Source organism: Cronobacter sp. JZ38 (assembly GCF_008932145.1).
GTDB classification, from domain to species: Bacteria; Pseudomonadota; Gammaproteobacteria; order Enterobacterales; family Enterobacteriaceae; genus Cronobacter; species Cronobacter muytjensii.
Genome location: NZ_CP017662.1, coordinates 3,605,928 through 3,632,139, shown reverse-complemented (window position 1 = coordinate 3,632,139; position 26,212 = coordinate 3,605,928). Strand labels below are relative to the sequence as shown.

Here is a 26,212-nt window from a genome sequence, read left to right as displayed (position 1 = left end):
AAATCGCCGGGCGGGCGATTTTTAAAGCAAACGATTCAAAATGTGAGAAAAACCGTTGACGGTTACGGGGCCAGCCCGTAATATTCGCCCCGTTCCCAAGGGAACACAACGCGGAGCGGTAGTTCAGTCGGTTAGAATACCTGCCTGTCACGCAGGGGGTCGCGGGTTCGAGTCCCGTCCGTTCCGCCACTATTCAGAAAGCCCGAATCAGCAATGATTCGGGCTTTCGTCTTTTCTGCGCCAGCAAAATCAACGGGCCGCTTTTAAGCCGCCCCTGAATATCACCCCAGCGTAAACGAGTCGGCGTCCTGCCAGGCCGGGAATTTTTCGCGATAGTCGTTCAGCGACTCCAGAGACAGCTCCGCTTCCAGACGAACCGCCTGATGCGCGTCGCTCGCGGCGATAATCTCGCCCTGCGGGTTGATGATGCGGCTGTCACCGCGGTAGTGATGGCCGTTGCCGTCGCTGCCTACCCGGTTGCAGCCAGCGACATACGCCTGGTTCTCAATGGCGCGCGCCGTCAGGAGCGCCTGCCAGTGCAGGGCGCGTGGGGCAGGCCAGTTCGCCACATAGAGCGCCAGGTCATAATCGTTGCGGTTGCGCGACCACACCGGGAAACGCAGGTCGTAACAGACCAGCGGCAGAATACGCCAGCCGCGCCATTCAACAATAAGGCGCGCTTCGCCCGCCACATAATGCTGATGCTCATCGGCCATGCGGAACAGGTGACGCTTGTCGTAGCGGTGTACCGCGCCCTGCGGCTCGACCAGTAAAAACCGGTTCACCGGCCCGCGTTCGCTCTGTAAGGCGGCGCTGCCCGCCACCATCGCACTGGTCTGGCGCGCCTTTTCCTGCATCCAGGCGACGACGGTCTCCTCCGGTAGCGACGCCTGCGCGGCTTCCATCGCAAAGCCCGTAGTGAACATCTCCGGCAGCACAATCAGATCCCGCCCCTGCATTTGTTCCAGCAGCACGTCGAAGTGGCGCAGGTTAGCGGGCCCGTCCATCCAGGTCAGCGGTTGCTGCATCAGCGATATTTTCAAACCAGACACGTTCAGACTCCCCCGTCATTGGCAACTCAGGCCACTTTATCACGCGCACGGCAGGATGCGAGGCAATAAAAAACCCCGCCGGAGCGGGGTTTTTCACAGAGCGACATTACGCGGCTTCGACTTTACGCACCGTCTCCGGCAGCTTTACAGGCTGTGTCGCCAGCGCATCCGGTTCGAACTCATCGACGTTAATGCTGCGCAGACGGCTCTCTTCGGCGCGAGTCAGAATAGCGGCTTCATCTTCATTGATGCGGCCTTCTTTCAGTGCGCGCTTCGCCAGCTCATCAAGACGGGTGAACGGCAGGTTTTTGCCCATCTCTTTGCAGATCCGCTGGTGGATAGGATCGGCGGCCATCACATCCTGCAATGCCTGCTCCAGCAACCCGACCGGGTTATGCTCGCTCGGCGTCAGGTACTGGCCGCGGCCGATGCGTGAACGGGTCGCCGACGGCGTCTGCAGGATCTTCGCAAGCTTGTGATCCAGCTTATCAGAAGGCGCGTCGTAACGGCGGCCCGCCGGGAAAATCGCTAGGCTCAGCAGGCCCGCGACCGCGCCGTTCGGGAAGTTACGCAGCAGATCGCTGATTGCCTGCTCGGCCTGATGCAGCGCGTCCTGCACGCCCCAGTGCACCAGCGGGAGATCCGCTTCCTGACGGCCTTCGTCGTCATAACGTTTCAGCACCGCTGAGGCCAGGTAGAGCTGGCTCAGCACGTCGCCCAGGCGCGCCGAGATGCGTTCACGACGCTTCAGGCTGCCGCCCAGTACCGCCATTGAGACGTCGGAGAGCAGCGCCAGGCTGGCGCTCAGGCGGTTGATATGTTGATAGTAGCGGCGCGTGGCGTCGCGGGTCGGGCTGCTGCTGGTCAGGCCGTTGGTCAGGCCGAGCCAGAAGCTCCGCACCAGGTTGCTGCCGACGTGGCCGATATGACGGAACAGCAGTTTATCGAACGCGTTAACGTCGTTATTCTGCGCCGCCGCCATCTCTTCCAGCACATACGGATGGCAGCGGATCGCGCCCTGGCCGAAGATCATCATGCTGCGGGTCAGAATGTTGGCGCCTTCCACGGTGATCGCGATAGGCGCGCCCTGGTAAGCACGGGCCAGGAAGTTGCCCTCGCCGAGCATAATGCCTTTACCGCCTGCGATATCCATCGCATCGATAATCGACTGCTGTCCGCGGTGGGTACAGTGATATTTCACAATCGCCGACAGCACCGCCGGTTTTTCGCCGAGCATAATGCCGTAGGTGATAAGCGACGCCGCCGCATCCATCACATACGCATTACCCGCGATGCGCGCCAGCGGCTCTTCGATCCCTTCCATTTTACCGATAGAGATTTTGAACTGACGGCGGATATGGGCATAAGCGCCGGTCGCCAGCGCCACCGATTTCAGGCCGCCGGTTGAGTTAGACGGTAGCGTAATGCCGCGACCCACCGACAGGCATTCCACCAGCATCCGCCAGCCCTGACCGGCCATTTTCGGGCCGCCGATAATGTAGTCAATCGGCACGAAGATATCTTTGCCGCGCGTCGGGCCGTTCTGGAACGGCACGTTGAGCGGGAAGTGACGTTTACCAATTTCCACGCCCGGCGTGTTCGTCGGGATCAAGGCGCAGGTAATGCCGAGCTCCTGCTCGCCGCCCAGCAGACGATCCGGGTCAGAAAGTTTAAACGCGAGACCCAGCACGGTGGCGATTGGCGCGAGCGTAATGTAGCGCTTGTTCCAGGTGAGGCGCATGCCGAGTACTTGCTCACCCTGCCACTCGCCCATGCAGACCACGCCGGTATCCGGAATAGCGCCCGCATCAGATCCCGCTTCAGGGCTGGTGAGCGCGAAGCAGGGGATTTCCAGCCCACGCGCCAGGCGCGGCAGATAATGGTTTTTCTGCGCTTCGGTGCCGTAGTGTTGCAGCAGTTCGCCAGGGCCGAGCGAGTTCGGCACGCCGACGGTAATCGCGAGAATGCCCGAGACGCCGGAGAGTTTCTGCAGCACGCGGGACTGCGCATATGCCGAAAATTCCAGACCGCCATACTCTTTTTTAATGATCATCGCGAAGAAGCGGTGTTCTTTCAGGTACGCCCACAGCTCCGGCGGCAGATCCGCCATTTCGTGGGTTATCTGGAAGTCATTGGCCATGCGGCACGCTTCTTCCACCGGGCCGTCGAGGAACGCCTGCTCTTCGGCGGTCAGCTTCGGCTGCGGGTAGTTATGCAGCTTTTGCCAGTCCGGGTTGCCGCGAAACAGATCGCCTTCCCACCAGGTGGTACCGGCGTCGATCGCCTCTTTCTCGGTGCGCGACATTGGCGGCATCACTTTACGAAAGCCGCGGAACACCGGTGCCGAGATAAGCGATTTACGCATCGGCGTCACGTTAAGGGGAACCAGAATGATAGCCAGCGGCACCAGCAGCCACAGCGACCAGAGGCCAACGGCGCCCAGGGCTGCGGTCCAGGCCAGCAGAATCAGGCTGCTGAGCGTCAGGCTGACGCGGTGATAAAACAGCGCACCGATCAGGACGAGGGTGGCAACGATACTCAAGATCATCATAAAGAAAAGCTCCCTTGCTTGTATGAGGTCTGACCACTTGTGATGATATGGTTGTAGAGGATGTTGCTTTTTTTAGCAATGCGTTCACAAAATAATTACAACCTGGCTCACATTGTTGCCGCACGTAAACGCAAAACCTGTATGCAGGCCCCGGCGTGGCGCTTCTCGCTCCCGGCGCTATCCGGTACACTGCATGCGGTTACTTTTTAATGCTGAAGGATATCCCTCATGTACCAGGATCTGATTCGTAACGAGCTGAACGAAGCCGCCGAAACGCTGGCTAACTTTTTGAAAGATGAAGCCAATATCCACGCTATCCAGCGGGCGGCGGTGTTACTGGCGGACAGCTTCAAAGCGGGCGGCAAAGTGCTCTCCTGCGGCAACGGCGGTTCACACTGCGACGCGATGCACTTCGCCGAAGAGCTGACCGGGCGCTACCGTGAAAACCGTCCGGGCTATCCGGCGATCGCGATTTCCGACGTCAGCCACATCTCCTGCGTTGGCAACGATTTCGGTTACGACCATATCTTCTCCCGCTATGTCGAGGCGGTAGGGCGTGAGGGCGACGTGCTGCTCGGCATCTCCACGTCCGGCAACTCCGGCAACGTTATCAAAGCCATCGAGGCCGCGCGTGAGAAAGGCATGAAAGTCATCACGCTGACCGGTAAAGACGGCGGCAAAATGGCCGGCACCGCCGATGTCGAAATCCGCGTGCCGCATTTCGGCTATGCTGACCGTATTCAGGAAATTCACATCAAAGTGATCCATATCCTGATCCAGCTGATTGAAAAAGAGATGGTGAAAGCCTGATTAGGCTGTTGTGCCGGTACGGGCGCGCGTCGCACGTCCGGCTGCCCCAGTGACGCCTTCTGCGAGGAAGGCGGCGTGTGACGAGGTGAATCATGTGCGAACTGCTCGGGATGAGCGCCAACGTGCCGACCGATATCTGCTTTAGCTTTACCGGCCTCGTGCAGCGGGGCGGAGGAACCGGGCCGCATAAAGACGGCTGGGGCATTACCTTTTACGAAGGCAAAGGCTGTCGCACGTTTAAAGATCCGCAGCCGAGCTACAACTCGCCCATCGCGAAGCTGGTGCAGGATTACCCCATCAAATCCTGCTCAGTGGTGGCGCATATCCGTCAGGCGAACCGCGGCGAAGTGGCGCTGGAAAACACCCATCCGTTTACCCGCGAGCTGTGGGGCCGCAACTGGACTTACGCCCATAACGGCCAGCTCACCGGCTACCGAACGCTCGACACCGGCCCGTTTCGCCCGATTGGCGAAACCGACAGCGAAAAAGCCTTCTGCTGGTTGCTGCATAAGCTCACCACGCGCTACCCACGCACGCCGGGCAACATGACGGCGGTCTTTCGGTATATCGCCGAACTGGCAAGCGAACTGCGCGAAAAGGGCGTCTTTAATATGCTGCTCTCTGACGGGCGCTACGTGATGGCGTTCTGCTCCACCAATCTCTTCTGGATAACACGCCGTGCGCCGTTTGGCGTCGCCAAACTGCTCGATCAGGATGTGGAAATTGATTTTCAGGAGGAGACAACACCCAATGATGTGGTCACGGTGATCGCCACGCAGCCGCTGACAGGCAATGAAACCTGGCACAAGATTATGCCAGGCGAGTGGGCGTTATTTTGTCTCGGGGAGCGTGTAGTTTGACGCCAGTTGCGGGTGCACCACGCTGCTGCTGAGCGGTTTGCTGACCACATAAGTGCCATTCACTACTGAAACGACTGGCGGCTGACGGGTCGCCATAAAGTAGTCATACCCAGGCTTCAGCTGTTTCCAGAAACCGATAAAGTACGAATACTTATGTCGCTCCATATTGGCGTCGGTCATGCGGAACGGATAAATGCTCACCTGGACATTCGGCTGACCAAACACCAGCGCGCCGGTGACGAACTGGAAAATCTCATCGATATTTTTATCGGTCATCGCATAGCAACCCACGGAAACGCAGGCGCCGTGGATCATCAGATATTTCCCTTCATAGCCGTTAGCGCGGTCAAAGGCGTTCGGAAAACCGATATTAATCGCTTTATAAAAACGGCTGTCGGGTTTGAGCTGGCTACGCTGCACGCTGTAAAAGCCTTCCGGGCTTTTGAAATCGCCCTGACGGCGTTTCGGCCCAAGACCGCCGGAATAGTTGCAGATACGGTAGCTATCCAGTAACTGGTATTGCTCGCCCATCTTGACGTACAGCTCAAGCGTGCGTTCTTCCTTAAAGATCTGGATATAAACCGGGGAACCCATTAACTGCTGTTTTAATTCTTTTTTTATCGGGGTAACGCTGTCGCTACTGACTGTACTGGCCCATGAAAAGCACGACACCAGAAGCATTGCGATTAACAATGCGATTTTACGCATACTGCTTGTTTCCTTGAGAACGCTAAGACCGATGCCGGAACGGCGCAGGGAGCCAAAATAAGACTATTCTGGTTCAGGAGCGCTCACATTAGCATCGCTGTTATTTTTCGCAAGCGCTGCCTGCTGCGTTTACAATTAAGTTCTGCTTAACTTCCCGGCGCCGCGTTGAATTTACTCAATCCCGCCGAAATAAGGAAGGTTGCCGCAGCGCCGCTTTTTTGCCAGACTGTATGCACATACAGTGCGAGGCCGGGGTATGCGCAAAATCATTCATGTCGATATGGACTGCTTTTTCGCAGCGGTTGAGATGCGCGATAACCCCGCCCTGCGCGATATTCCGCTCGCCATCGGCGGCAGCCGCGAACGCCGTGGCGTTATCAGTACCGCCAACTATCCGGCCCGAAAGTATGGCGTTCGCAGCGCGATGCCCACCGGAATGGCCCTTAAGCTCTGCCCGCACCTGACGCTCCTGCCGGGCCGTTTTGACGCTTATAAAGAGGCCTCTGCCCATATTCGCGATATCTTCTCGCGCTACACCCCGCTGATTGAGCCGCTCTCGCTCGACGAGGCGTATCTTGACGTCACCGACAGCCCGCACTGTTACGGCTCTGCCACGCTGATGGCGCGCGAAATCCGCCAGACGATTTTTAACGAATTACAGCTCACCGCCTCGGCGGGCGTGGCGCCGATTAAGTTTCTCGCCAAAATCGCCTCGGATATGAATAAGCCCAACGGACAATATGTTATTACGCCGGAAGCGGTGCCCGCATTTTTGAAATCGCTGCCGCTTGGCAAAATCCCCGGCGTCGGCAAAGTGACGGCAGGCAAGCTCGAAGGGCTGGGGCTGCGTACCTGTGAAGATGTGCAGAACAGCGATCTGGCCTCGCTGCTTAAACGCTTCGGAAAGTTTGGCCGGGTGTTATGGGAGCGCAGCCACGGCATCGATGAGCGTGAAATCAGCCCGGATCGCCAGCGGAAATCGGTGGGTGTCGAGCGCACGCTTGCGGAAGATATCCATGAATGGGCAGAGTGCGAGGCTATCATCGAACGGCTTTATCCGGAGCTCGAACTGCGGCTCGCGAAGGTCAAACCCGATCTGCGCATCGCGCGACAGGGCGTTAAACTCAAATTTAATGATTTTCAGCTGACTACTCAGGAACATGTCTGGCCGCGCCTGAATAAAGAAGACCTGATCGCGACCGCAAAAAAAACCTGGGATGAGCGGCGCGCCGGGCGCGGCGTGCGGCTGGTGGGGCTGCACGTGACGCTGCTTGATCCGCAGATCGAACGCCAGCTGGTGCTGGGGCTTTGAGATTTTCCCGGTCGGGCTGGTGGGCGCTGCGTTTACTCACCTGCATGGCGATGACCGGCGGGGGGCGTAGGGCGGGGAAGCGCAGCGCGCCCGACATCCGCAAACGACGCCAACGGCACCTCCCGTCCCCATCCTTCAAACATGTCTCGCGACGCCGCAAATAAAAAGGCGGCCTCAGAGCCGCCTTTATTCTGCATTCCGCTTAAACGCTTATTTAACCGGGATCGCTTTCAGCAGCTCGGTCAGCAGGGTCCAGTACTGGCCCACGCTTTCGATATGGACCTGCTCATCCGGCGAGTGCGGCCCGGTGATGGTTGGCCCGATGGAAACCATATCCATCTGCGGGTACGGTTTTTTGAACAGACCACATTCCAGCCCGGCGTGGATAACCTGGATATTCGGCGTTTTGTTAAACAGACGCTGGTAGGTTTCGCGCACCAGATGCATCACCGGCGAATTCGCGTCCGGCTGCCAGCCCGGGTAGCTGCCTTTAGCGACGCTCTGCGCGCCCGCCAGCTGGCCCAGCGCGTTCAGCATGCCCACCACGTAATCTTTACCGCTGTCGATAAGCGAGCGGATCAGGCAGATGATTTCCGCCTGCTCGTCGTTCATGGTGACCACGCCCACGTTCAGGGAGGTTTCCACCACGCCTTTGGCGACGTCAGAGTTACGGATGACGCCGTTCGGCATCGCGTTCAGCAGCGCCACAAACGCATCGCGGCTCTGTGCGGTCAGCGCGGCTTTATCCGTGCTCGCCGACTCCAGCAGAACGGTAATGTTCTTCTCTTTAACAGAGAGCTCATTTTTCAGGATATCGAGATAGGTATTCGCCAGCGTTTTCAGCTCGTCCGCTTTAGCGGCAGGCACCGCGACGGTCGCGAACGCTTCGCGCGGGATAGCGTTACGCAGCGTGCCGCCGTTGAAATCCACCAGACGCAGATCTAACGCTTTTGCATGTGCGAACAGGAAACGGGCCAGCAGTTTATTGGCGTTGCCGAGACCCAGGTGGATATCGCCGCCGGAGTGGCCGCCTTTCAGCCCTTTGAGCGTCAGTTTAAACGCCTCGAAACCGGCCGGGATCGCTTCGCGGGAAAGCTTCAGCGTGGAGATAAAATCGATGCCGCCGGCGCAACCCATGTAGATTTCGCCTTCCTCTTCGGAATCGGTATTGATCAGGATGTCCGCCTGCAACCAGTCGGCCTGCAGACCGAACGCGCCGTCCATACCGGCTTCTTCGGTCATGGTCAGCAGCACTTCCAGCGGGCCATGTTCAACGGCATCATCCGCCAGCACCGCCAGCGCGGAGGCCATACCGATGCCGTTGTCCGCGCCAAGCGTGGTGCCGCGCGCTTTCACCCACTCGCCGTCAATGTACGGCTGGATAGGATCTTTGGTGAAGTCATGAACGGTGTCGTTATTTTTCTGCGGCACCATGTCAAGGTGCGCCTGCAGCACGACCGGCTTGCGGTTTTCCATGCCGGCGGTCGCCGGTTTGCGAATTAAAATGTTGCCCACCTGGTCGCGCTCGGCGAACAGGCCTTTTTCCTTCGCCCAGCCCATGATGTGTTCGGCGAGTTGTTCTTCATGATAGGACGGGTGAGGAATAGAGCAGATTTTCGCGAAAATATCCCACAGCGGTTGAGGGGAGAGTTGAGACAGTTCAGACACGTTAAGTCTCCTTGACTGAGCCCGCTGCAATGCGGCGAACGGGCCTCTGGGTTATCGTTGTGATGTGCCGCAAGACGGGCCTGGGCAATAGCCCGAGAATACCACTTTCTTTTATGCCGTGCAGACCAAAGCGAGCAAAAACCACGGCCCGTGCCGCATGGCACTGGTTTTTAGCGGTTCAGATCTCTATAATCTCGCGCAACCTATTTTCCCCCTGAACACTTTTTAAGCCGTTTTTTAAACTGGCCGGGACACTTCACATGAGCGAAAAATACGTTGTCACCTGGGATATGTTACAGATCCATGCACGCAAGCTGGCGAGCCGCCTGCTGCCGGCCGAGCAGTGGAAAGGCATTATCGCCGTCAGCCGCGGCGGTCTGGTGCCGGGCGCGCTGCTGGCGCGCGAACTGGGTATCCGTCACGTTGATACCGTCTGTATCTCCAGCTACGACCATGACAACCAGCGCGAACTGAAGGTTATCAAGCGCGCCGAAGGCGATGGCGAAGGCTTTATCGTGGTGGACGATCTGGTGGATACCGGCGGCACCGCGGTGGCTATCCGCGAAATGTACCCAAAAGCCCGTTTCGTGACCATTTTCGCTAAGCCGGCAGGCCAGCCGCTGGTGGATGACTACGTTATCGACATTCCGCAGGACACCTGGATCGAGCAGCCGTGGGACATGGGCGTGGTCTTTGTACCGCCGCTGTCTGGCCGTTAATCCCGTCCTTACGCATCTTTACGCCCGGCACCGCCGGGCGTTTTTGTTTTTATCCATCGCCTGCGAGTACAATTAAGCTTTGTGACGTTTTCACGGAGGCAGAGAGCATGTCGCAGGCAAATCTGAGCGAAACCCTGTTTAAGCCACGGTTTAAGCACCCCGAAACGTCGACGCTGGTGCGTCGGCTTCAGCATGCCCCGCCTCCGGTCATTCAGTCCGCGCTGGATGGCAAAACGGTGCCGCACTGGTACCGCATGATAAACCGCCTGATGTGGGTCTGGCGCGGCGTCGATCCGCTGGAAATTCTTGAGGTGCAGTCGCGCATTGTATTAAGCGATGCCGAGCGCACCAATCCCGCCCTGTATGACACGGTGGTCGGCTATCGCGGCGGCAACTGGAATTACGAGTGGTCGAAGCAGGCGATGACGTGGCAGCAGCGCGCGGGGCAGGAAACGGACGAACACGCCATCGGCAAGGCGTGGCTGATGGCGTCGACGCTTTACAGTATCGCCGCGTATCCGCATCTGAAGGGCGACGCGCTGGCCGAACAGGCGCAGGCGCTCGCCAACCGGGCTTATGAAGAAGCGGCCACGCGGCTCTCCGGCGAACTGCGCGAGCTGACGTTCGCCATTCCCGGCGGCGCGTCCATCACCGGCTTTTTGCATCTGCCAAAAGGCGGGCAGGGGCCGTTCCCGACGGTGCTTATTTGCGGCGGTCTCGATTCGCTGCAAAGCGACTACTTTAATCTTTTCGAGCGCTACTTCGCGCCGCTCGGCATCGCCATGCTGACCATCGATATGCCGTCCGTCGGCGCGTCAGCGAAATGGACGCTCACCCAGGATTCGAGCTTTCTGCATCAGCATGTGTTGCAGGCGCTGCCGACGCTGCCGTGGGTCGATCACACCCGTGTGGCGGCGTTTGGGTTCCGCTTCGGGGCGAACGTGGCGGTGCGGCTGGCGTATCTGGAGGCGCCACGCCTGAAGGCGGTGGCGTGTCTTGGCCCGGTGGTGCATCAATTGTTAAGCGAGCCGACGCGGCAAGGCCAGGTGCCGGAGATGTATATGGATGTGCTGGCGAGCCGGCTTGGCATGTATGACGCCTCGGACAACGCGCTGCGCGTCGAACTCAACCGCTATTCGCTGAAAACGCAGGGGCTGCTGGGCCGCCGCTGTCCGACGCCAATGCTGGCGGGCTTCTGGAAAAACGATCCGTTCAGCCCGGAGGAAGAAGCGCGTTTAATCGCCTCGTCATCTGTCGCGGGCAAACTGCTGGAGATCCCGACTTCGCCCGTGTACAGCAACTTTGACAAGGCGCTGCATGAGATTTCCGGGTGGGTAAACCATAAATTGCGTTAATGATTGGCTAATTTCCATTGGTTTGGTAAAACAGTGGCTTCACAAAAGGAGATCGCAATGACGTTACCGAGTGGACACCCGAAAAGCAGGATGATTAAGAAATTCACTGCCCTTGGCCCGTATATTCGGGAAGAGCAGTGTGAAGATAACCGCTTCTTCTTTGATTGCCTGGCTGTTTGCGTCAACGTGAAACCAGCGCCGGAGAAGCGTGAATTCTGGGGCTGGTGGATGGAGCTGGAAGCACAGGAAGACCGTTTCACCTACACCTGGCAATTTGGTCTGTTTGATAAAGAGGGCGTCTGGAATGTCACCCCGATCAAAGACGCCGAAGTGAAAGAGAAGCTTGAGAAAACGCTGCGTGACTTCCATGAAAGATTGCGTGCGCTGCTCGCTTCGATGGATTTAAAACTGGAGCCGGTGACAGAAAACCTGAAACTTTCTGCATAAGCCGTATTTCAGTTAATACCTGGATAAGCCAAAAAATAACCCCGCCGCAGCGGGGTTATTTTTTTCGTAGCCACACGATGTTATAAACGCCCACGGCGTGGGCGTGTCAAATATTAATCAGAACTGGTAAACGAGACCCAGCGCAACAACGTCATCGTTGTTGATATTAAGTGCGTTGTCGTCGTCCAGCTGGTTAATTTTGTAATCAACAAAAGCAGACATGTTTTTATTGAAATAGTAGGTCGCTGCAACGTCCACATATTTCACCAGATCAACGTCGCCAATGCCGTTTTCAACATCTTTGGCTTTTGACTGCACATAGCCGATGGACGGACGCAGGCCAAAGTCGAACTGATACTGCGCAACCACTTCGAAGCCCTGGTTTTTATTGGCAAAACCGCCAGTGATCGGGGTCATGTTGCGGGTTTCCGCATAGGTCGCCGCCAGGTAGATATTGTTGGCGTCATACTTCAGACCAGTCGCCCAGGCTTCCGCGTTATCGCCTTTACCGAGCGTGGAATTACGCTGCGCCAGCGTACGGTTTGATTTGGTGTAAGCGCCGCCGATGCTCACCCCGCTGTCGCCCAGCGCGTAGTTAACAGAGGCACCGTAGCCGTCGCCGTTGGCTTTGCTGGCGGCACGGCTATCGTTCTCGTTTTTGCCCTGGTATTGCAGGCCGAATTTCAGACCATCCACCAGACCGAAGAAATCGGTGTTGCGGTAGGTGGCCACGCCAGTGGTACGGCCGGTCATGAAGTTATCGGTTTTGGTGTACGCGTCGCCACCGAATTCCGGGATTATATCGGTGTAAGAACCCACGTCATACAGGATGCCGTAGTTACGACCGTAATCGATGGAGCCCAGGTCGGCGAACTTCAGGCCCGCAAAAGCCAGACGGGTTTTGGTGGCGCTGTTCGTGCTGTCACCTTCCACACGGTTAGCGGCAACCTGATATTCCCACTGGCCGAAACCGGTCAGTTGATCGTTAATTTGTGTCGCGCCTTTGAAGCCCAGACGGATATAAGATTGATCCCCGTCTACAGCGTCGTTATCGCTCATATAATGTTCGGCTTTAACACGGCCATAAAGATCCAGCTTGTTGCCGTTCTTGTTATAAATTTCTGCGGCCTGAACAGCAGAAGACGCAACAATACCCATCACCACTAATGCCAGAGTGCTCTTTTTCATCATTAATCCCAATCATTATTTACGCGCTAAAATTCGCGGGTCAAAGACCTGTGAAAAAACAAGATGGGTTTTAACGGTCCGATATGAAAAAAATATGACAAAGTAAGATAAATTTTAAAAAGATATATTTTTCGTAAACTGTAATAAAAATATCAAACAGCGCCGCTATGCTTGCCGGTTCGTCTGCGCGCCGTGCGGTTTTTCGGGCCGGGAGTTGGCAAGGGCGCGCTCTCCTGTTACAACGTCATTTTGGGTTTAATTTTTCCAATTTCGTTGATACGGCAAAACATCATGAGTAACAGCCAGACCCTGGTGGTGAAACTGGGGACCAGCGTCCTGACCGGCGGCTCGCGTCGCCTCAATCGCGCCCATATTGTCGAACTGGTGCGCCAGTGCGCGCAGCAGCACGCCGCCGGGCATCGTATTGTGATTGTCACGTCCGGGGCGATTGCCGCCGGGCGCGAACACCTCGGCTACCCCGAACTCCCGGCGACCATCGCCTCCAAACAGCTGCTGGCGGCGGTCGGGCAGAGCCGCCTGATCCAGCTCTGGGAGCAGCTTTTCTCGATTTACGGCATCCATGTAGGGCAGATGCTGCTGACCCGCGCGGATATGGAAGATCGCGAGCGCTTCCTGAACGCCCGCGACACGCTCACCGCGCTGCTCGATAACCGCATCGTGCCGGTCATCAATGAAAACGACGCAGTTGCCACGGCGGAAATTAAAGTCGGCGATAACGATAATCTCTCGGCGCTGGCGGCAATTCTCGCCGGTGCCGATAAACTGCTGCTGCTGACTGACCAGCAGGGCCTCTTCACCGCCGACCCGCGCAACAACCCGCAGGCCGAGCTGATTCAGGATGTTTACGGCATCGACGACACCCTGCGCGCGATTGCGGGCGACAGCGTCTCCGGGCTCGGCACTGGCGGCATGGGCACCAAGCTTCAGGCGGCGGATGTTGCGGGCCGCGCGGGTATCGAGACCGTGATCGCCGCAGGCAGCAAGCCGGGTGTTATCAACGACGTTATCGAAGGGCTGCCGGTCGGCACGCGCTTCCACCCGCAGCAGACGCCGCTTGAGAACCGCAAGCGCTGGATCTTCGGCGCGCCGCCCGCTGGCGAAATCACCGTCGACGAGGGCGCGCAGGCCGCCATTATGGAACGCGGCAGCTCGCTGCTGCCCAAAGGCATCAAAAGCGTGACCGGCAATTTTTCGCGCGGTGAAGTTATCCGCATCCGCAATCTGGAAGGGCGCGATATCGCCCACGGCGTTACGCGCTACAACAGCGACGCGCTGCGCCGCATCGCCGGGCACCACTCGCAGCAGATTGACGCCATTCTCGGCTATGAATATGGCCCGGTGGCCGTTCACCGCGACGACATGATCACCCAATAAGGAGCCTGCCATGCTGGAGCAGATGGGCCAGGCGGCCAAAGCCGCCTCATATCAGATGGCGCTGCTCTCCTCGCGCGAGAAAAACCGCGTGCTGGAGAAAATCGCCGACTATTTAGAAGCGAATACCGAAGAGATTTTGCTCGCCAACGAGCAGGATTTACTGGAAGCGCGCCGCAACGGGCTGAGCGACGCGCTGTTAGACCGCCTGGCGCTCAACCCGCAGCGCCTGCACGCCATTGCGAACGACGTGCGTCAGGTGTGTCATCTGGCCGATCCGGTTGGGCAGGTGATTGACGGCGGTCTGCTGGAAAGCGGCCTGCGTATTGAGCGTCGTCGCGTGCCGCTCGGTGTGGTGGGGGTGATTTATGAAGCGCGCCCGAACGTGACGGTGGACGTCGCCTCACTGTGCCTGAAAACCGGCAACGCGGCCATTCTCAGAGGCGGCAAAGAAACCTGGCGCACTAACGCGGCGACCGTAAAAGTGATTCAGAGAGCGCTTGAAGAGTGCGGGCTGCCCGCCGCCGCCGTGCAGGCTATCGAAAGCCCGGATCGCGCGCTTGTGAACAAGATGCTGCGCATGGACAAATACATCGACATGCTCATCCCGCGCGGCGGGGCAGGGCTGCATAAGCTCTGCCGTGAGCAGTCGACCATTCCGGTCATTACCGGCGGCATCGGCGTATGTCATATTTTCGTTGATGAAAGCGCCGAGTTCGCGCCTGCGCTCAACATCATCACCAATGCCAAAACCCAGCGCCCGAGCACCTGTAACACGGTGGAGACGCTGCTGGTGCATGAGGCCATTGCAGAGCGTTTCCTGCCGGAGCTGAGCCAGGCAATGCACGCGCGCGGCGTAACGCTGCACGCTGACGAGCGCGCGCTGGCGCTGCTTGCCGGCGGCCCGGCGAACGTGGTGGCGGTGAAGGCGGAAGAGCTTGACGACGAATGGCTGTCGCTCGATCTCAACGTGAAGCTGGTGGCGGATATTGACAGGGCCATCGCGCATATTCGCGCGCACGGCACCCAGCATTCGGACGCCATTCTCACCCGCACGCTGCGCCACGCCGATCGTTTCGTGAATGAAGTGGATTCGTCGGCGGTGTACGTGAACGCCTCGACGCGCTTTACCGACGGCGCGCAGTTTGGCCTCGGCGCTGAAGTGGCAGTGAGCACCCAGAAGCTGCACGCCCGCGGCCCGATGGGCCTCGAAGCGCTGACCACGTACAAGTGGATCGGCTACGGCGACGATACGATTCGTGCTTAACTGAGGGCCGGGTGATGCAAAAATCGCCGCTTGATTCGCAAGGGCATTGACGTATCACCCGCTTTTACATAACCTTTTACCCCGTGCTCACGCACACCCTTCCTCAGGGCCGATATAGCTCAGTTGGTAGAGCAGCGCATTCGTAATGCGAAGGTCGTAGGTTCGACTCCTATTATCGGCACCACTTCTAGACTATTCAGAGTGTCATGCATTTCAATATGTAATTTGTTTTTTATAAAAGATAAATAACAGTACAACATTCATTAATCGCCTTTGTATTAAATCATCTATAATTCCTTTGCTCTATGAAGGCTATTGATTGGCTATCTTTTAAATGAAATTTTAAATAAATATAAAAATAGTGAGGCGTGTTTTATAACATAACACGCCCGCCTGTTTTTAACTCATGTTGAAGATGTTATCGCGCTGGATTCGATATGCGGCAATTGAAAGTAGCAAGCATAAGCTCTCTGAGAGAGACTACATAAATCTGGTTGTCGAAAATATCGCCTGATTTTTTCAACATTTATTATCTTATATGAACACTTCTTATAAACATCATTCTCACATTCAGTAATTTTTCCAAACATACTAAAATCGTCTTCAATATTTTGATGGGAAGATAAATCTATGTCTTCATAGGTCCAACAAATTATATAATGTATAATGTTTAGTGGATGATTTAAGATTTCAAGATGACTAAATCTATTCTTATATTCAATAGCCTTAAGTTTATCTTTATCAAAACTTGAATCTTGGTAAAATGTTCCTACACTATCAATCCCTCTGGCAGAGAATGTTAATGGTCTTAACCATAAATCTCTGTATGGAGAGTCTCCTGGAACAAAATGAGTAAGCGTTGTATAGAGCGTTCCAACCCAATGTTCGTCACTAGAATCTGGAGCAATAAACCATTTTTTTTCTAGTTGGGGAACGTCATTTATCATAAAACGTTCTCGATTTTTTAATCCTTGCTGAGTTTCAGTAAGTGCTTTTATTTGCTCTGAAATGTTTTCTGCATCTTTCTTTTTATTTAGCACATCAATGAAGTCCCTGAAAACTTCAAGTTCTACCTTCGCGGAGTCAATGAATTCTTTGATTTGATGTATGAAAGCTGAATCCTTAAGTACTTTATAAGCATCGTTACTAATTGAGTTTCTATTAGTAACCAAATCAAAAGGGCCATCAATTAAGAATAAGTAGTGTGACTGTGAATCATTATCGGCCAAGCATTGATAATCCGTTGCGAGTAAAGGCTCATTCCAGATTTGACTATAATTACAAGTTTTTATACCTTGCGATGATATAAAGGTACCTCTTTGATCTGTTAATTTTAAACCTGATTTTGATGAGCCCTGGCGATCAAGATTTGAATATTTCTCTAATGCTCGTCTATTTCCATCTATTGCAAATATCAGACTATATTTCTGGCCTTGATAGCGGATTACTTTAGCCTTTCGAGCATAAAATCGTGCAGAGCGTAAACGAGATAGTTTAGATGCTAATAAAGGTAATTCTCCATCAATGTCAATATCTAAATATGGATACCCTTGTTCAATTAAAGAGCATTCATCTCCGTCCCAAAGAAAAAGCTCAACATTTTTTATATCTTTAGATGCTTCATCAAGCTGCCTTTTTTCGATAGGTGAAAAACCATGGTTTTCATTAACGATTTTCACATCGCCATGTTTTGTGCAAAATCGAATGTAGTTATATACATATGAGTTTTCAATGTTGAAACCATTATTACTGTTTACAGTATAGAATTTTGAAAACTGTTCAACATTTAAATCTTTTATTATTATTATTGTTCCTGAAGAGAAATCATTAGGTGAAATATTTAATATAATATTGTCCACTGCTTTTTTAGTTCTTACATCTTGTTTAGGAATAATTTCAGATAATATCTCGGCAACGTTATTGCCTTTATGAGGAGTTATGTCGGTGTAAATATTTAAATTAGTCCTGGGGTTATCTATCCTTTTGTAAATCCAATCGGGCTCTGTACCAAATTTAGATATAACTGATATTTCAGAAGAAGCAAAGCATAACTTTGACCCTTGGCATTTATACCCTATACTTTCACCTTTTAACTTCGTGGTTTTTCCGATTGAAAAAAATGCTTCATAATTTGATATCTCTTTGCCGCCATCTCTTGATGTTGATAAACCTACTCCATTATCAATAAAGATAAGCCCATTATATTCTTCCAAAGGATAAAACCATATTTTACTAGCTTTGGCATCATATGAGTTAGATATGAGTTCTCTCAATACTTCGCAAGGGTCTTGTCTGTTCACAGAGAGTTCTGATAGTACATGTGTATAATCTATTTGAGGCGTAATGTTCATTATAGTTACCCATGTTAGGAAGAAGGTTTTTATATTGAATTGAACATATCATCTTTATATTTACGGAACAAGTTAATTTAAATAAATAGTTCTCGCTATGGTCCTTTATGTGCATTTAACTAAGAAGCATGACTTAAATCTTTCCTTAATCAAAATATTCAAGTTAAGTAACTATGCTGGACTCTACTGATTTCTTAAATATTCTGTTGAAGTAGGAACATAGGCGTTAGTTTTAAAAAAATATAATATATCATGTAGCAATTTATTTATATTCATAGCTTTTAGATTAGAAATATTATCCATTTGGTTTAAAGCCTAACCTCTTCAATTCTTCCCGCCCCAGGTTTTTAAACCAGTTTCCAAGGCTCATTCCCTGCGCCTTTGCAGCTTCCTCAAACTGCGCTTTGAGTTCAGGGGTAATCCTAATCTGAAAAGCGGGGGCTTTGCCGTTTCCTTTGGGTTGTTTGTCACGTTGTACAGTTGACATGTGTGTACCTATAGGAGGAATATAACTGCAATAGGTACGTACCCTAACATGGTTGACCTATCGAAACAACGCTCCGGTGTGCTGCAACACAACCGGAGCGTCTGACCACAAACGTTATACGGAGTAACGCTATGGCTAACGTCAATAGTAACACACCCGCACGCCCTGAAAATGAGGGCCATAATCTCAATCTGAACGCTCCCGCCACCCCGATGCCGCCGTCGGCGCATTCCAGAATGTTGAGCCTGCACACGTTGTGCGAAGGGCCGATCACGGCGGAAATGGATTTCTTCACGCTCGCCACGCTGTGTGAAGAAACAGTCAGCGAGCTGATTGAGTGCAAGGACGAGACGCTGTTTCTGGCGCTGACCGGGAGACTGGCGCTGATGCTGGAATCCCTCGCGGCCGCGCTCGACAGACCGGTGCCGGCGCATCTGTTTGCCTCACTGACGGCCGACACGCTCCCTTCAGAGGTGCCGTTCTGCATCGGCAGCGACGCGCAGATGCTGAGCCGCTACTGTAAAGCACTGAACATGACGTTAATAAGCCGCGCGCACCCGCCGGAAATGGCGGAAATGCTCACAGGGCTGCTGTTTGATCTCGTGAATCATCTGGTGGAATTTGTGAGAGCGCCCTGTTTTGTGCGTACTGAGGAGGGCTATGAAGACTGGGCCGGGCAGCACGTTATGTCGCTAAACTGACAAAAAGGCCGGGGGTTCCCGGCCTTTGTTTATCTGGCGCGCCAGTACAATGCAATAATCAGAAAGGGATTAAACACCTTCTATTCCAGGCTCGTTATGTGAAGCATCTGTATTTCTTTAATACGCTGTCTGTTCATGTTGATGTTACACGCCGTGGCGGCATTCCCAAGGTAGTGCGTGCTCGCTGCTTCTGTCACTGCAACGCCGCAATAATCATCACGATATTTGAGCCATTCGGCCTGGCTTCTTTTGAATAATTCAATCATCCGTTTTTTGCGGTCTTCATCTCCCATCCACCATTTGGTGTAATCAAAGTTCTCCATCTCTTTAAGCTTGTCCGCATAAGCCTTATTGAGCGCCCCGGTGGATTTATCATCAATGTCAGCTAAGCATTCGATGTTCTCGTCGCCATATTGATCTTCGCAGGCTTTCACGTCGTCGTTTCTTATTACGTTTGCTGTCTCAGTCGCCAGCGAAGCGTGGCTGACCAGCAGCACAGAAATGATAAAAACGATTTTTTTCATTGCAGTAAATCCCTTACTTTTCGTCTTGAGCCTGAACCCTGAATACCGCCATTCTACTGCGCGTAGCCGCCTTTAACCGGCGTCTCTTTATATGCCGCCCTGCCAGACGTGTTAGCACGGGTAGCCAGAGTTCTTCACCTGGTCGTCTCAACCACGATTAACTGTATCTCTTTGATGCGCCGTTTGTTCATATTGATGTTACAACCTACCGACGCCGCACCGAGAAAGTGAGTACCCTGCGCTGCGGTAGTCGCTACGTCGCAATAACCGTCCCGGTAGGTCAGCCAGTCACGCTGGCTTTTGCGGAAGGCCTCAATCATCCGTTTTTTGCGGTCTTCATCGCCCATCCACCATTTGGTGTAATCAACACGCTCCAGCGATTTAAGCTTTGTCTCATACGCCTTTTTGAGTTCGGCTTCGGTTTTATCGTTGAGATCTTCCAGACATTCGCTGCTGAATTCGTAATACTTATCCAGGCACTGGTCGACGGCGTTATCAGAAGTAATGTCTTTTTCATCTGCCGCCAGCGAAGCGGTAGCTATCATTAACAACGGGATTATTGCCAGGATCCTCTTCATTTTTGCAGATTCCTTATTCTTATTTGTGTTCTTTGCGCGTCGCGTCTTGAGCTTACGTCATTTCGAAGATAAGTAATGATTTCATTCCTGCTACCGCCTTTCGCTATAATTGCCACCATCTCTTTTGCGGTAACATTACCCTGAAATATAGTATCGATAAAGGTATCTCTAATCGCGGTATCGATACTGCTCCAGGGTAACGCATTCGGTATATTTAAATGACGGACATGTCGGCCATAAACATCCTTAGCATATATAACTTTCTCCTGATACGCGATTTCAAATAACCGGATTTGTTGCTGATGCGTAATCTCGCCTACCAGAGGCCCATAAAATTGTACAAACATCTCCGCTTCTCGTCCGCTCAGATAAGCGGCTTTAGAGCAAATGACAGCCTTATATTCCTCAATATCTGCGTGTCGCAGCGTAGCGAGTATTTCGCCGGCGCTACGCTTCTTCATATCAAATCCACGGCCAAGCGTTACACCAGACTCAAACCTGGGATGGTGGAGTATCCTCGAAAATTGCAGCAGATGTTTCGGTTGTCTGAAAGGCGCAACGGCGGTGATGTAATCCACGCCTTCACTGTCAAACGTCGTCTGGCCTTGCCGGACAATCAGGGGGCCTGCGACATGCCGTGGCCGCCAGCGGGGCGTTGTGGCCTCATGCAGGGCGTGCATAAACCAGTAATCAACCGGATGAATCAGGCCGGATGGTTTCATATTCAGTAAGCGCTGATACCAGTAAATGGCCTCCTGCGTTTGCAAATCACAGCGTCCATTTACGGTAATGTATCGCCCCGTTGTTTGACCGTAACCCGCATCGGCGATGAGTTTTTGCAGTGTTTTGACTTCATCGGGATTATTTGTTCCGCAGAAGCCAACCGAACCTGTGAGTCTGAATACCCTCGGGTTAGGGTAATGACGTTTTGGCATATTTCTCTCCCTTTCAGCCTGACAATCCTTTATTCGCTGGATGGTAGGCGGCGGGAGTAAACAGGAATATGATTCCTGTCATCCTTTAAAAAGGTATTATATTGCTCAGCATTCAATGCTAATGCTATTAATCAATGCTGTTAGTGGAATCGTTCATACATTTTATGAATGCTTTTTATATTTTTAGTTGGTCGGGGCATATTGATTTAATAAATATTATGAAGCCCCTGTAAGGTGAATAATGATGAATAAAGAAGAGGCCGAACAGGCCATTCTTGACTGGTACAGAGAAACATGGAACGGGAAATCTTTTATTTCAGGAAAACCCTGGAAGCTGGATTTAGACACGTGCCTGACCACGGGCGAACATCCCTGGGTGGTAGAAACGGGAGAAGAGATTATGGAGGATTACTTCTCGCGGTTTAATGTCGATAAAACAGGTTTCAGTCTTCTGAAATACTGGCCGGTCGAGCCGGGCTGGATCCCGAACGTTTTGCTTCCCGCCTCAATGCGCGTAAAGCGCGTTGCGCCAGCGCCATTAACGCTGCGTATGCTTGCTGAATCCGCAAAGGCGGGCCACTGGCTTTATGAGTAATCAACGGTCTACAACTGATAAGGCCGGAGTCTCCCGGCCTTTGTATGTGGCGCAGGTCAGAAGAAATCATTTACGGAAGAAAGCGCTTATGATCCGAAGATGCCTCTGTACATCGGTACTGTTCTTTATGCTGGCAGGCTGTGTCACGTTGCCGCCGAGGCATACGGCCAGCGTGACAACGGTCAGTGGCAATATCTGCCTCCGCGTGCCGGCACAACAGGGCGAAAGGCTCGACTGGATGGAAATCATGGAAAGCGCCAGGCCCTCCAGCACTATTATTCATTATGACGTTGCTCACCCGGTTTGGGTTTCTGCCGAAGAGTGTTTACCCGTTAAAGGGTTTCACTTTGTTGCAGGAAAATCTTACACAGTGCTGATTGCAACCGTTATCAACGAGAAAGATGCGCGTCAGTACGAATCAACATTTACAACGGGGCAAGGGCTGGCTGTCATTCAGTAATAACCGAACATGCAGGCGCTGTATTTCCCGTTGAAACACCATGACGGCTAAACCGCAGCGGCCCGGCATAGTATATAACCCCATAAGGTTTGGATGGCCTGCAACAGTGATCAGTAAATACGAAGCCCTGCGCATCGCAAAAGCCTGTGCGAATCAGTATCGCTTAAGCTGGAATGAGAAAAACCTGACGGTAACGAAAGGCCGGCTTGATGAAACGCCCTGTTTTATCGTTTCGACGCTTGACGACGGTATGGCAGAAACCGGCTCGTGGATGGATTTTGTCTTTTCGACGCCAGTGCGTTTTTATATCGACGCGTTGAACGGCACGTTTTTGGGTTATGAAGCAGGCAATCGCGGCGTGAACCCGGTCAAGCCTGCGTCATTTTAAGTAGCCGGTTATCCCACCGCCAGCAAACAGATCTTCAGCGCCACGTTATAAGACGCCTCAAACGATTTCACCGGCAGGAACTCAAAGCGTGAATGGAAGTTATGCGCGCCGGTAAAGAAGTTCGGCGTTAACAGGCCTTTCGCTGAGAGCGCCGCGCCGTCGGTGCCGCCGCGCATCGGAATGGTTTTCGGTTTAATATCGAGCGCCTCCAGCGCCTGATAAATCAGGTCAATCGGGCGGCGGTCATCGCCAATCGCGTTGCTGATATTGCTGTAAACGTCGCTGATGGTGATGTCCACTTTCGCGGTCGGGTGCGCGGCGGCGATTTTCTCCGCCACGTCATGCAGCTGCTGTTTGCGGCGCTCAAAGGCACTGAGGTCGAAATCACGGATGCTGGCGTTCAGCGTCGCGCTGTTCTGGCTCGCCTGCATGCCGTTAAACCACACATAGCCTTCGCGCCCGGCGGTGTGCTCCGGCGTCTCCTGGCGGTCGAAGTGGCTGATAAAATCGGTCGCCATCAGCAGCGGGTTCACCAGCACGCCTTTCGAGGCCATCGGGTGCGCCGTCACGCCGGTAAAGCGAATCTCCGCCTGCGCCGCGTTGAAGTTCTCATACACCACCTCGCCCAGCTCGCAGCAGTCGATGGTATAGGCGAAATCCACGTCAAAGCGCGCGAGATCCAGCGCCTTCGCGCCGCGCAGGCCAATCTCTTCGTCCGGAACAAACGCCACCACGATATCGCCGTGGCGCATCTCCGGCGTCAGGTTCTCCAGCAGCGTCATCACCACCGTCACCGCCGCTTTGTTGTCCGCGCCGAGCACGCTGGTGCCGTCGCTGAAAATAATCTCTTCGTTCGGGTAGGCTTTAATTTCCGGGCGCTCGTTCACCCGCAGCCAGATATCTTCTTTCGCGTTCAGGCAGAGATCTTCACCGGTAAACGTGAGGATTTGTGGATGAATCTCCGGCGACAGTCCGACGTCCACGGTGTCGGTATGGGTGATAAAACCGATGCGCGGCGCGCCCGGCACCGTGCCCTTTTTCACGGCGGTGACGGTCGCGTGTTCATCAATAATAATCTGCTCCAGGCCCAGCGTTTGCAGCTCATCGGCCAGGGCGCGGGCCATCTCATGCTGGCCCGGCGTGCTGGGCAGGGTGGTGGCAGATGCATCACTCTGGCTGGTGATTGCCAGGTAGCGAAAAAAGCGGCGGGTTAATTGACTGCCGAGCGGTGATGGCATGGTGGATCCTTCTTTATTTGTGTTATCAGGTGTTTGCGTTGTGGTTTTAATGTTATTGATGAAGTGACGAAGAATCAGACTCCTTTGGCACGAAATAAAAAACATAAAGGAATTACGATGATTAGCAAGCACACGATCCATGCGCTGGCGCTCGCCGCCCTCACCACCAGCGCCGCGGCAGGCGCGAGTACGCTGGTCTATTGCTCTGAAGGCTCGCCGGAGAACTTCAACCCGCAGTTGTATACCTCCGGCACCAGCGTTGATGCCAGCGCCGTGCCGGTTTATAACCGTCTGGTGGATTTTAAAACCGGCACCACCGAACTCGTGCCGAGCCTTGCGGAGCGCTGGGAGGTGAGCGACGACGGCAAAACGTACACCTTCCATCTGCGTAAGGGCGTGAAATTTCAGAGCAACAAATATTTCAAACCAACACGCGATTTCAACGCCGACGACGTCATCTTCTCGTTTATGCGCCAGAAAGACCCGAAACACCCGTACCACAACGTCTCGAACGGTAACTACTCCAACTTTGAAAGCCTGGAGTTCGGCAAGCTCATCACGGCTATCGATAAAGTGGATGACCACACGGTGCGCTTTACGCTCGCCCACCCGGAAGCGCCGTTCGTGGCCGATCTCGGCTGGTATTTCGCGTCAATACTGTCGGCGGAATATGCCGACGCGATGCTCAAAGCCGGCACGCCGGAGCGCGTGGACATGAACCCCATCGGCACCGGGCCGTTTAAGCTCGCGCAATACCAGAAAGATTCACGCATCCTGTTTACGGCATTTGACCAGTACTGGCAGGGCAAAGCGAAGCTCGACCGGCTGGTGTTCAGCATCACGCCAGACGCCTCGGTGCGCTACGCCAAGCTTGAGAAAAACGAGTGCCAGGTGATGCCGTTCCCCAACCCGGCGGATCTGCCGCGCATGAAGGAAAACCCGGATCTCACGCTGATGAGCAAATCGGGGCTGAACACGGGCTTCCTCGCGTTCAACACCCAGAAACCGCCGCTGGATAACGTCAAAGTGCGCCAGGCGCTGGCGATGGCCATCAACAAGCCTGCGATTATCGACGCGGTGTTCCAGGGCACCGGCACCGCCGCGAAAAACCTGTTGCCGCCGGGCGTCTGGAGCGCAGATAAAGATTTAAAAGACTATGACTACGCGCCGGAGCAGGCCAAAGCGCTGCTGAAAGACGCGGGCATGCCGGAGGGCTTTACCATCGATCTCTGGGCGATGCCCGTGCAGCGGCCCTATAACCCGAACGCCAAACGCATGGCGGAGATGATCCAGGCGGACTGGGCAAAAATCGGCGTGAAGGCGCATATCGTCACCTATGAGTGGGGCGAATATTTAAAACGCGTGAAAGGCGGCGAACACCAGGCGGCGCTGATGGGCTGGACGACCGCGACCGGCGATCCGGATAACTTCTTCGGCCCGCTCTTTACCTGCCAGTCCGCCAACGGCGGCTCGAACTCCGCGAAGTGGTGCTATGCGCCGTTCGATAAGCTCATCAGCGAGGCGAAAGCCACCAGCGATCGTCCGACGCGTGAAGCGCTCTATCGTGAGGCGCAGCAGATCATGCACGATCAAATGCCCGCCGTGATGATCGCCCACTCGACGATCTTCGAGCCGGTACGCAAAAACGTCACCGGTTATGAAGTCGATCCGTTCGGCAAACACATTTTTTATCAGGTGGATCTTAAAAAATAAGGCGGGAAACCGCCTCTGCGGAGGCGGTTTTAAAACGGCTAAGGATGCGGGAGATTACGGGAGAATTCCACATTCGCCACCGACTGCACTTTCCAGGCATTCCCTTCTTTAACCATGCAATCAATCACGATGTGATCCTGTTTTTTGCCAAACGCAATATAGACGTTATTGCATGCCGCATCCGCATCGCTGGCGACGGCGGCGATCTGCTGCCAGTCATCGCCCACGCTCTGCGCCTTAATAAACATATCTACGTCCGGGACGTCATATACATTTGGATCTAAGGCTGCCTGCGCTTTAAGTTTTTGAAGGGTGTCGGCGGTTACATAGCGGCTTAGCCCGGCGTAATCGGTCAGCGGCGCTTTGCCGCGTGCAATCTGCGCGATGTACCACTGATTAAACTGTACGGCGGCCGTAACGGGGGCCGGTACATCGTTCGCGGCTGCCAGTGAAACCAGCGGCCACAACAATACGATGGCGAGTAAGCTTTTCATATTAATCGTGCCTGTAAATAACATAAGAGGGCCTTACTGAGCGGTATTCAGGGCCCGGGTACATAGTTCGCTGAACAAAATCTGAATACCAGACACCTTTCCCGTCATAGATACAAGCGTGGCCCCATGGATGATGGGGCGTAGGTTGTATTACAGCGACATCACCGGCAACAGGTTCTCCATAAACCTGATGAAACCCAGCTTGAGTCAGATTCTGGCCCATATCTCTTGCATAATGGGTATTAATAATATCGACACCACCTGCACGAATGGCCTTCGAAACAAATTCTGCGCATCTTTTCTGACTTTGCTGACCTGCATGTTGGCGAGCATAAGAGACAGCCTCATTTTTATTCCAGGACATAACGCTTCCTTTTTTATGTGAGTGAAGAATAGTCAACGTTACGCCGAAAAAATAT

26 protein-coding genes and 2 tRNA genes are annotated in these 26,212 nt (G+C 53.8%); 15 read left to right on the top strand and 13 right to left on the bottom strand.

Going from position 1 to position 26,212, the window contains the following annotated elements:
• Positions 1-112: 112 nt before the first annotated feature.
• Positions 113-189, top strand: a tRNA-Asp gene (locus tag BJP61_RS17205).
• A 92-nt stretch (positions 190-281) separates the two neighbouring features.
• Here BJP61_RS17205 and BJP61_RS17200 read toward each other — a convergent pair.
• Together BJP61_RS17200 and fadE are read right to left on the bottom strand one after the other, a co-directional pair.
• Positions 282-1,052, bottom strand: a complete 771-nt coding sequence (locus BJP61_RS17200) for an amidohydrolase (protein WP_171998828.1) — start codon at positions 1,050-1,052, stop codon at positions 282-284.
• Between the two features lie 106 nt (positions 1,053-1,158).
• Complete coding sequence (gene fadE, locus BJP61_RS17195) at positions 1,159-3,603, bottom strand: acyl-CoA dehydrogenase FadE (RefSeq protein WP_171998826.1); 2,445 nt, start codon at positions 3,601-3,603, stop codon at positions 1,159-1,161.
• Positions 3,604-3,831: 228 nt separating this feature from the next.
• Here fadE and lpcA point away from each other — a divergent pair, with 228 nt between their 5' ends.
• Both lpcA and BJP61_RS17185 read left to right on the top strand, forming a co-directional pair.
• Complete coding sequence (lpcA, locus tag BJP61_RS17190) at positions 3,832-4,413, top strand: D-sedoheptulose 7-phosphate isomerase (protein ID WP_007720156.1); 582 nt, start codon at positions 3,832-3,834, stop codon at positions 4,411-4,413.
• 92 nt (positions 4,414-4,505) lie between these two features.
• Positions 4,506-5,273, top strand: a complete 768-nt coding sequence (locus tag BJP61_RS17185; RefSeq protein ID WP_038864608.1) for a class II glutamine amidotransferase — start codon at positions 4,506-4,508, stop codon at positions 5,271-5,273.
• Here the strand turns inward: BJP61_RS17185 and dpaA are convergent.
• Positions 5,244-5,981 carry a peptidoglycan meso-diaminopimelic acid protein amidase gene (gene dpaA, locus BJP61_RS17180; protein WP_038864607.1) on the bottom strand — a complete coding sequence of 246 codons (738 nt, stop codon included), beginning with the start codon at positions 5,979-5,981 and terminating at the stop codon, positions 5,244-5,246. The genes BJP61_RS17185 and dpaA overlap by 30 nt on opposite strands.
• Positions 5,982-6,237: 256 nt before the next feature.
• On the opposite strand from dpaA, the gene dinB reads away from it, so the two are divergent.
• Positions 6,238-7,293, top strand: coding sequence for a DNA polymerase IV (gene dinB, locus BJP61_RS17175; protein ID WP_161580661.1), 1,056 nt, complete (start codon positions 6,238-6,240; stop codon positions 7,291-7,293).
• A 210-nt stretch (positions 7,294-7,503) separates the two neighbouring features.
• On the opposite strand, the gene pepD is transcribed toward dinB, so the two are convergent.
• The gene (gene pepD, locus BJP61_RS17170; RefSeq protein WP_161579305.1) at positions 7,504-8,961 is read right to left on the bottom strand and encodes a cytosol nonspecific dipeptidase; all 1,458 of its coding nucleotides are present in this window, start codon (positions 8,959-8,961) and stop codon (positions 7,504-7,506) included.
• Between the two features lie 260 nt (positions 8,962-9,221).
• Between pepD and gpt the strand changes: the two genes are divergently transcribed.
• From gpt to crl, 3 genes are all read left to right on the top strand, one after another.
• A complete protein-coding gene (gpt, locus tag BJP61_RS17165) occupies positions 9,222-9,680 on the top strand; it encodes a xanthine phosphoribosyltransferase (protein WP_004385350.1) in 459 nt (152 codons plus the stop codon).
• 107 nt (positions 9,681-9,787) lie between these two features.
• The gene (gene frsA, locus BJP61_RS17160; RefSeq protein ID WP_171998824.1) at positions 9,788-11,035 is read left to right on the top strand and encodes an esterase FrsA; all 1,248 of its coding nucleotides are present in this window, start codon (positions 9,788-9,790) and stop codon (positions 11,033-11,035) included.
• Between the two features lie 57 nt (positions 11,036-11,092).
• The gene (crl, locus tag BJP61_RS17155; RefSeq protein WP_038864599.1) at positions 11,093-11,482 is read left to right on the top strand and encodes a sigma factor-binding protein Crl; all 390 of its coding nucleotides are present in this window, start codon (positions 11,093-11,095) and stop codon (positions 11,480-11,482) included.
• 117 nt (positions 11,483-11,599) lie between these two features.
• On the opposite strand, the gene ompC is transcribed toward crl, so the two are convergent.
• A complete protein-coding gene (gene ompC / locus BJP61_RS17150; protein WP_075193544.1) occupies positions 11,600-12,670 on the bottom strand; it encodes a porin OmpC in 1,071 nt (356 codons plus the stop codon).
• A 291-nt stretch (positions 12,671-12,961) separates the two neighbouring features.
• Between ompC and proB the strand changes: the two genes are divergently transcribed.
• The 3 genes from proB (at position 12,962) to BJP61_RS17135 (ending at position 15,513) form a co-directional block, all read left to right on the top strand.
• On the top strand, positions 12,962-14,065 hold the full coding sequence (proB, locus tag BJP61_RS17145) for a glutamate 5-kinase (RefSeq protein ID WP_007750943.1): 1,104 nt from the start codon (positions 12,962-12,964) through the stop codon (positions 14,063-14,065).
• 10 nt (positions 14,066-14,075) lie between these two features.
• Positions 14,076-15,329 carry a glutamate-5-semialdehyde dehydrogenase gene (gene proA, locus BJP61_RS17140; protein WP_171998822.1) on the top strand — a complete coding sequence of 418 codons (1,254 nt, stop codon included), beginning with the start codon at positions 14,076-14,078 and terminating at the stop codon, positions 15,327-15,329.
• A 108-nt stretch (positions 15,330-15,437) separates the two neighbouring features.
• Positions 15,438-15,513 (top strand) — tRNA-Thr (locus tag BJP61_RS17135).
• A gap of 220 nt (positions 15,514-15,733) precedes the next feature.
• Here BJP61_RS17135 and BJP61_RS17130 read toward each other — a convergent pair.
• On the bottom strand, positions 15,734-17,629 hold the full coding sequence (locus BJP61_RS17130) for a hypothetical protein (RefSeq protein WP_171998820.1): 1,896 nt from the start codon (positions 17,627-17,629) through the stop codon (positions 15,734-15,736).
• Positions 17,630-17,975: 346 nt separating this feature from the next.
• Positions 17,976-18,167 (bottom strand): toxin-antitoxin system HicB family antitoxin, encoded by a 192-nt coding sequence (locus BJP61_RS17125; RefSeq protein WP_071603730.1) that lies wholly within the window; start codon positions 18,165-18,167, stop codon positions 17,976-17,978.
• Between the two features lie 131 nt (positions 18,168-18,298).
• On the opposite strand from BJP61_RS17125, the gene BJP61_RS17120 reads away from it, so the two are divergent.
• A complete protein-coding gene (locus tag BJP61_RS17120) occupies positions 18,299-18,868 on the top strand; it encodes a hypothetical protein (RefSeq protein WP_171998818.1) in 570 nt (189 codons plus the stop codon).
• 80 nt (positions 18,869-18,948) lie between these two features.
• Here the strand turns inward: BJP61_RS17120 and BJP61_RS17115 are convergent, their stop codons facing one another.
• The 3 genes from BJP61_RS17115 to BJP61_RS17105 form a co-directional block, all read right to left on the bottom strand.
• Positions 18,949-19,392, bottom strand: coding sequence for a lysozyme inhibitor LprI family protein (locus BJP61_RS17115; protein ID WP_171998816.1), 444 nt, complete (start codon positions 19,390-19,392; stop codon positions 18,949-18,951).
• Positions 19,393-19,526: 134 nt separating this feature from the next.
• Complete coding sequence (locus BJP61_RS17110; protein ID WP_171998814.1) at positions 19,527-19,970, bottom strand: lysozyme inhibitor LprI family protein; 444 nt, start codon at positions 19,968-19,970, stop codon at positions 19,527-19,529.
• Complete coding sequence (locus BJP61_RS17105) at positions 19,967-20,905, bottom strand: peptidoglycan-binding protein (protein ID WP_171998812.1); 939 nt, start codon at positions 20,903-20,905, stop codon at positions 19,967-19,969. Before BJP61_RS17105 ends, BJP61_RS17110 begins: the two co-directional genes overlap by 4 nt.
• Positions 20,906-21,146: 241 nt before the next feature.
• On the opposite strand from BJP61_RS17105, the gene BJP61_RS17100 reads away from it, so the two are divergent.
• Genes BJP61_RS17100 through BJP61_RS17090 form a run of 3 tightly spaced genes read left to right on the top strand, consistent with a single transcriptional unit; the run spans position 21,147 to position 22,348 of the window.
• Positions 21,147-21,500, top strand: coding sequence for a DUF1493 family protein (locus BJP61_RS17100; RefSeq protein ID WP_171998810.1), 354 nt, complete (start codon positions 21,147-21,149; stop codon positions 21,498-21,500).
• Positions 21,493-21,960: a putative T6SS immunity periplasmic lipoprotein gene (locus tag BJP61_RS21825; protein WP_346341553.1), complete on the top strand. Its 468-nt coding sequence runs from the start codon at positions 21,493-21,495 to the stop codon at positions 21,958-21,960. Before BJP61_RS17100 ends, BJP61_RS21825 begins: the two co-directional genes overlap by 8 nt.
• 40 nt (positions 21,961-22,000) lie before the next feature.
• A complete protein-coding gene (locus tag BJP61_RS17090; RefSeq protein ID WP_255485389.1) occupies positions 22,001-22,348 on the top strand; it encodes a hypothetical protein in 348 nt (115 codons plus the stop codon).
• An 8-nt stretch (positions 22,349-22,356) separates the two neighbouring features.
• Here BJP61_RS17090 and pepT read toward each other — a convergent pair whose 3' ends face one another.
• Positions 22,357-23,586 (bottom strand): peptidase T, encoded by a 1,230-nt coding sequence (gene pepT / locus BJP61_RS17085; RefSeq protein ID WP_171998807.1) that lies wholly within the window; start codon positions 23,584-23,586, stop codon positions 22,357-22,359.
• 117 nt (positions 23,587-23,703) lie between these two features.
• Here pepT and BJP61_RS17080 point away from each other — a divergent pair, with 117 nt between their 5' ends.
• A complete protein-coding gene (locus BJP61_RS17080) occupies positions 23,704-25,299 on the top strand; it encodes an ABC transporter substrate-binding protein (RefSeq protein ID WP_161580926.1) in 1,596 nt (531 codons plus the stop codon).
• 38 nt (positions 25,300-25,337) lie between these two features.
• Here the strand turns inward: BJP61_RS17080 and BJP61_RS17075 are convergent, their stop codons facing one another.
• Positions 25,338-25,793 carry a DUF3828 domain-containing protein gene (locus BJP61_RS17075; protein WP_171998805.1) on the bottom strand — a complete coding sequence of 152 codons (456 nt, stop codon included), beginning with the start codon at positions 25,791-25,793 and terminating at the stop codon, positions 25,338-25,340.
• Position 25,794: 1 nt separating this feature from the next.
• Positions 25,795-26,157, bottom strand: coding sequence for a CHAP domain-containing protein (locus BJP61_RS17070; RefSeq protein WP_075192846.1), 363 nt, complete (start codon positions 26,155-26,157; stop codon positions 25,795-25,797).
• Positions 26,158-26,212 lie beyond the last annotated feature (55 nt).

Bases quoted from the DNA above. Each gene is read 5' to 3' on its own strand.
- BJP61_RS17185 (WP_038864608.1), top strand. From the start codon at position 4,506: ATGTGCGAACTGCTCGGGATGAGCGCCAACGTGCCGACCGATATCTGC.
- dpaA (WP_038864607.1), bottom strand. From the start codon at position 5,981: ATGCGTAAAATCGCATTGTTAATCGCAATGCTTCTGGTGTCGTGCTTT.
- BJP61_RS17120 (WP_171998818.1), top strand. From the start codon at position 18,299: ATGGCTAACGTCAATAGTAACACACCCGCACGCCCTGAAAATGAGGGC.
- ompC (WP_075193544.1), bottom strand. From the start codon at position 12,670: ATGAAAAAGAGCACTCTGGCATTAGTGGTGATGGGTATTGTTGCGTCT.
- BJP61_RS17115 (WP_171998816.1), bottom strand. From the start codon at position 19,392: ATGAAAAAAATCGTTTTTATCATTTCTGTGCTGCTGGTCAGCCACGCT.
- frsA (WP_171998824.1), top strand. From the start codon at position 9,788: ATGTCGCAGGCAAATCTGAGCGAAACCCTGTTTAAGCCACGGTTTAAG.
- BJP61_RS17100 (WP_171998810.1), top strand. From the start codon at position 21,147: ATGATGAATAAAGAAGAGGCCGAACAGGCCATTCTTGACTGGTACAGA.
- fadE (WP_171998826.1), bottom strand. From the start codon at position 3,603: ATGATGATCTTGAGTATCGTTGCCACCCTCGTCCTGATCGGTGCGCTG.
- proB (WP_007750943.1), top strand. From the start codon at position 12,962: ATGAGTAACAGCCAGACCCTGGTGGTGAAACTGGGGACCAGCGTCCTG.
- BJP61_RS17125 (WP_071603730.1), bottom strand. From the start codon at position 18,167: ATGTCAACTGTACAACGTGACAAACAACCCAAAGGAAACGGCAAAGCC.
- BJP61_RS17075 (WP_171998805.1), bottom strand. From the start codon at position 25,793: ATGAAAAGCTTACTCGCCATCGTATTGTTGTGGCCGCTGGTTTCACTG.
- BJP61_RS17080 (WP_161580926.1), top strand. From the start codon at position 23,704: ATGATTAGCAAGCACACGATCCATGCGCTGGCGCTCGCCGCCCTCACC.
- proA (WP_171998822.1), top strand. From the start codon at position 14,076: ATGCTGGAGCAGATGGGCCAGGCGGCCAAAGCCGCCTCATATCAGATG.
- BJP61_RS17110 (WP_171998814.1), bottom strand. From the start codon at position 19,970: ATGAAGAGGATCCTGGCAATAATCCCGTTGTTAATGATAGCTACCGCT.
- BJP61_RS17070 (WP_075192846.1), bottom strand. From the start codon at position 26,157: ATGTCCTGGAATAAAAATGAGGCTGTCTCTTATGCTCGCCAACATGCA.
- crl (WP_038864599.1), top strand. From the start codon at position 11,093: ATGACGTTACCGAGTGGACACCCGAAAAGCAGGATGATTAAGAAATTC.
- pepT (WP_171998807.1), bottom strand. From the start codon at position 23,586: ATGCCATCACCGCTCGGCAGTCAATTAACCCGCCGCTTTTTTCGCTAC.
- BJP61_RS17105 (WP_171998812.1), bottom strand. From the start codon at position 20,905: ATGCCAAAACGTCATTACCCTAACCCGAGGGTATTCAGACTCACAGGT.
- gpt (WP_004385350.1), top strand. From the start codon at position 9,222: ATGAGCGAAAAATACGTTGTCACCTGGGATATGTTACAGATCCATGCA.
- BJP61_RS21825 (WP_346341553.1), top strand. From the start codon at position 21,493: ATGAGTAATCAACGGTCTACAACTGATAAGGCCGGAGTCTCCCGGCCT.
- BJP61_RS17090 (WP_255485389.1), top strand. From the start codon at position 22,001: ATGACGGCTAAACCGCAGCGGCCCGGCATAGTATATAACCCCATAAGG.
- dinB (WP_161580661.1), top strand. From the start codon at position 6,238: ATGCGCAAAATCATTCATGTCGATATGGACTGCTTTTTCGCAGCGGTT.
- lpcA (WP_007720156.1), top strand. From the start codon at position 3,832: ATGTACCAGGATCTGATTCGTAACGAGCTGAACGAAGCCGCCGAAACG.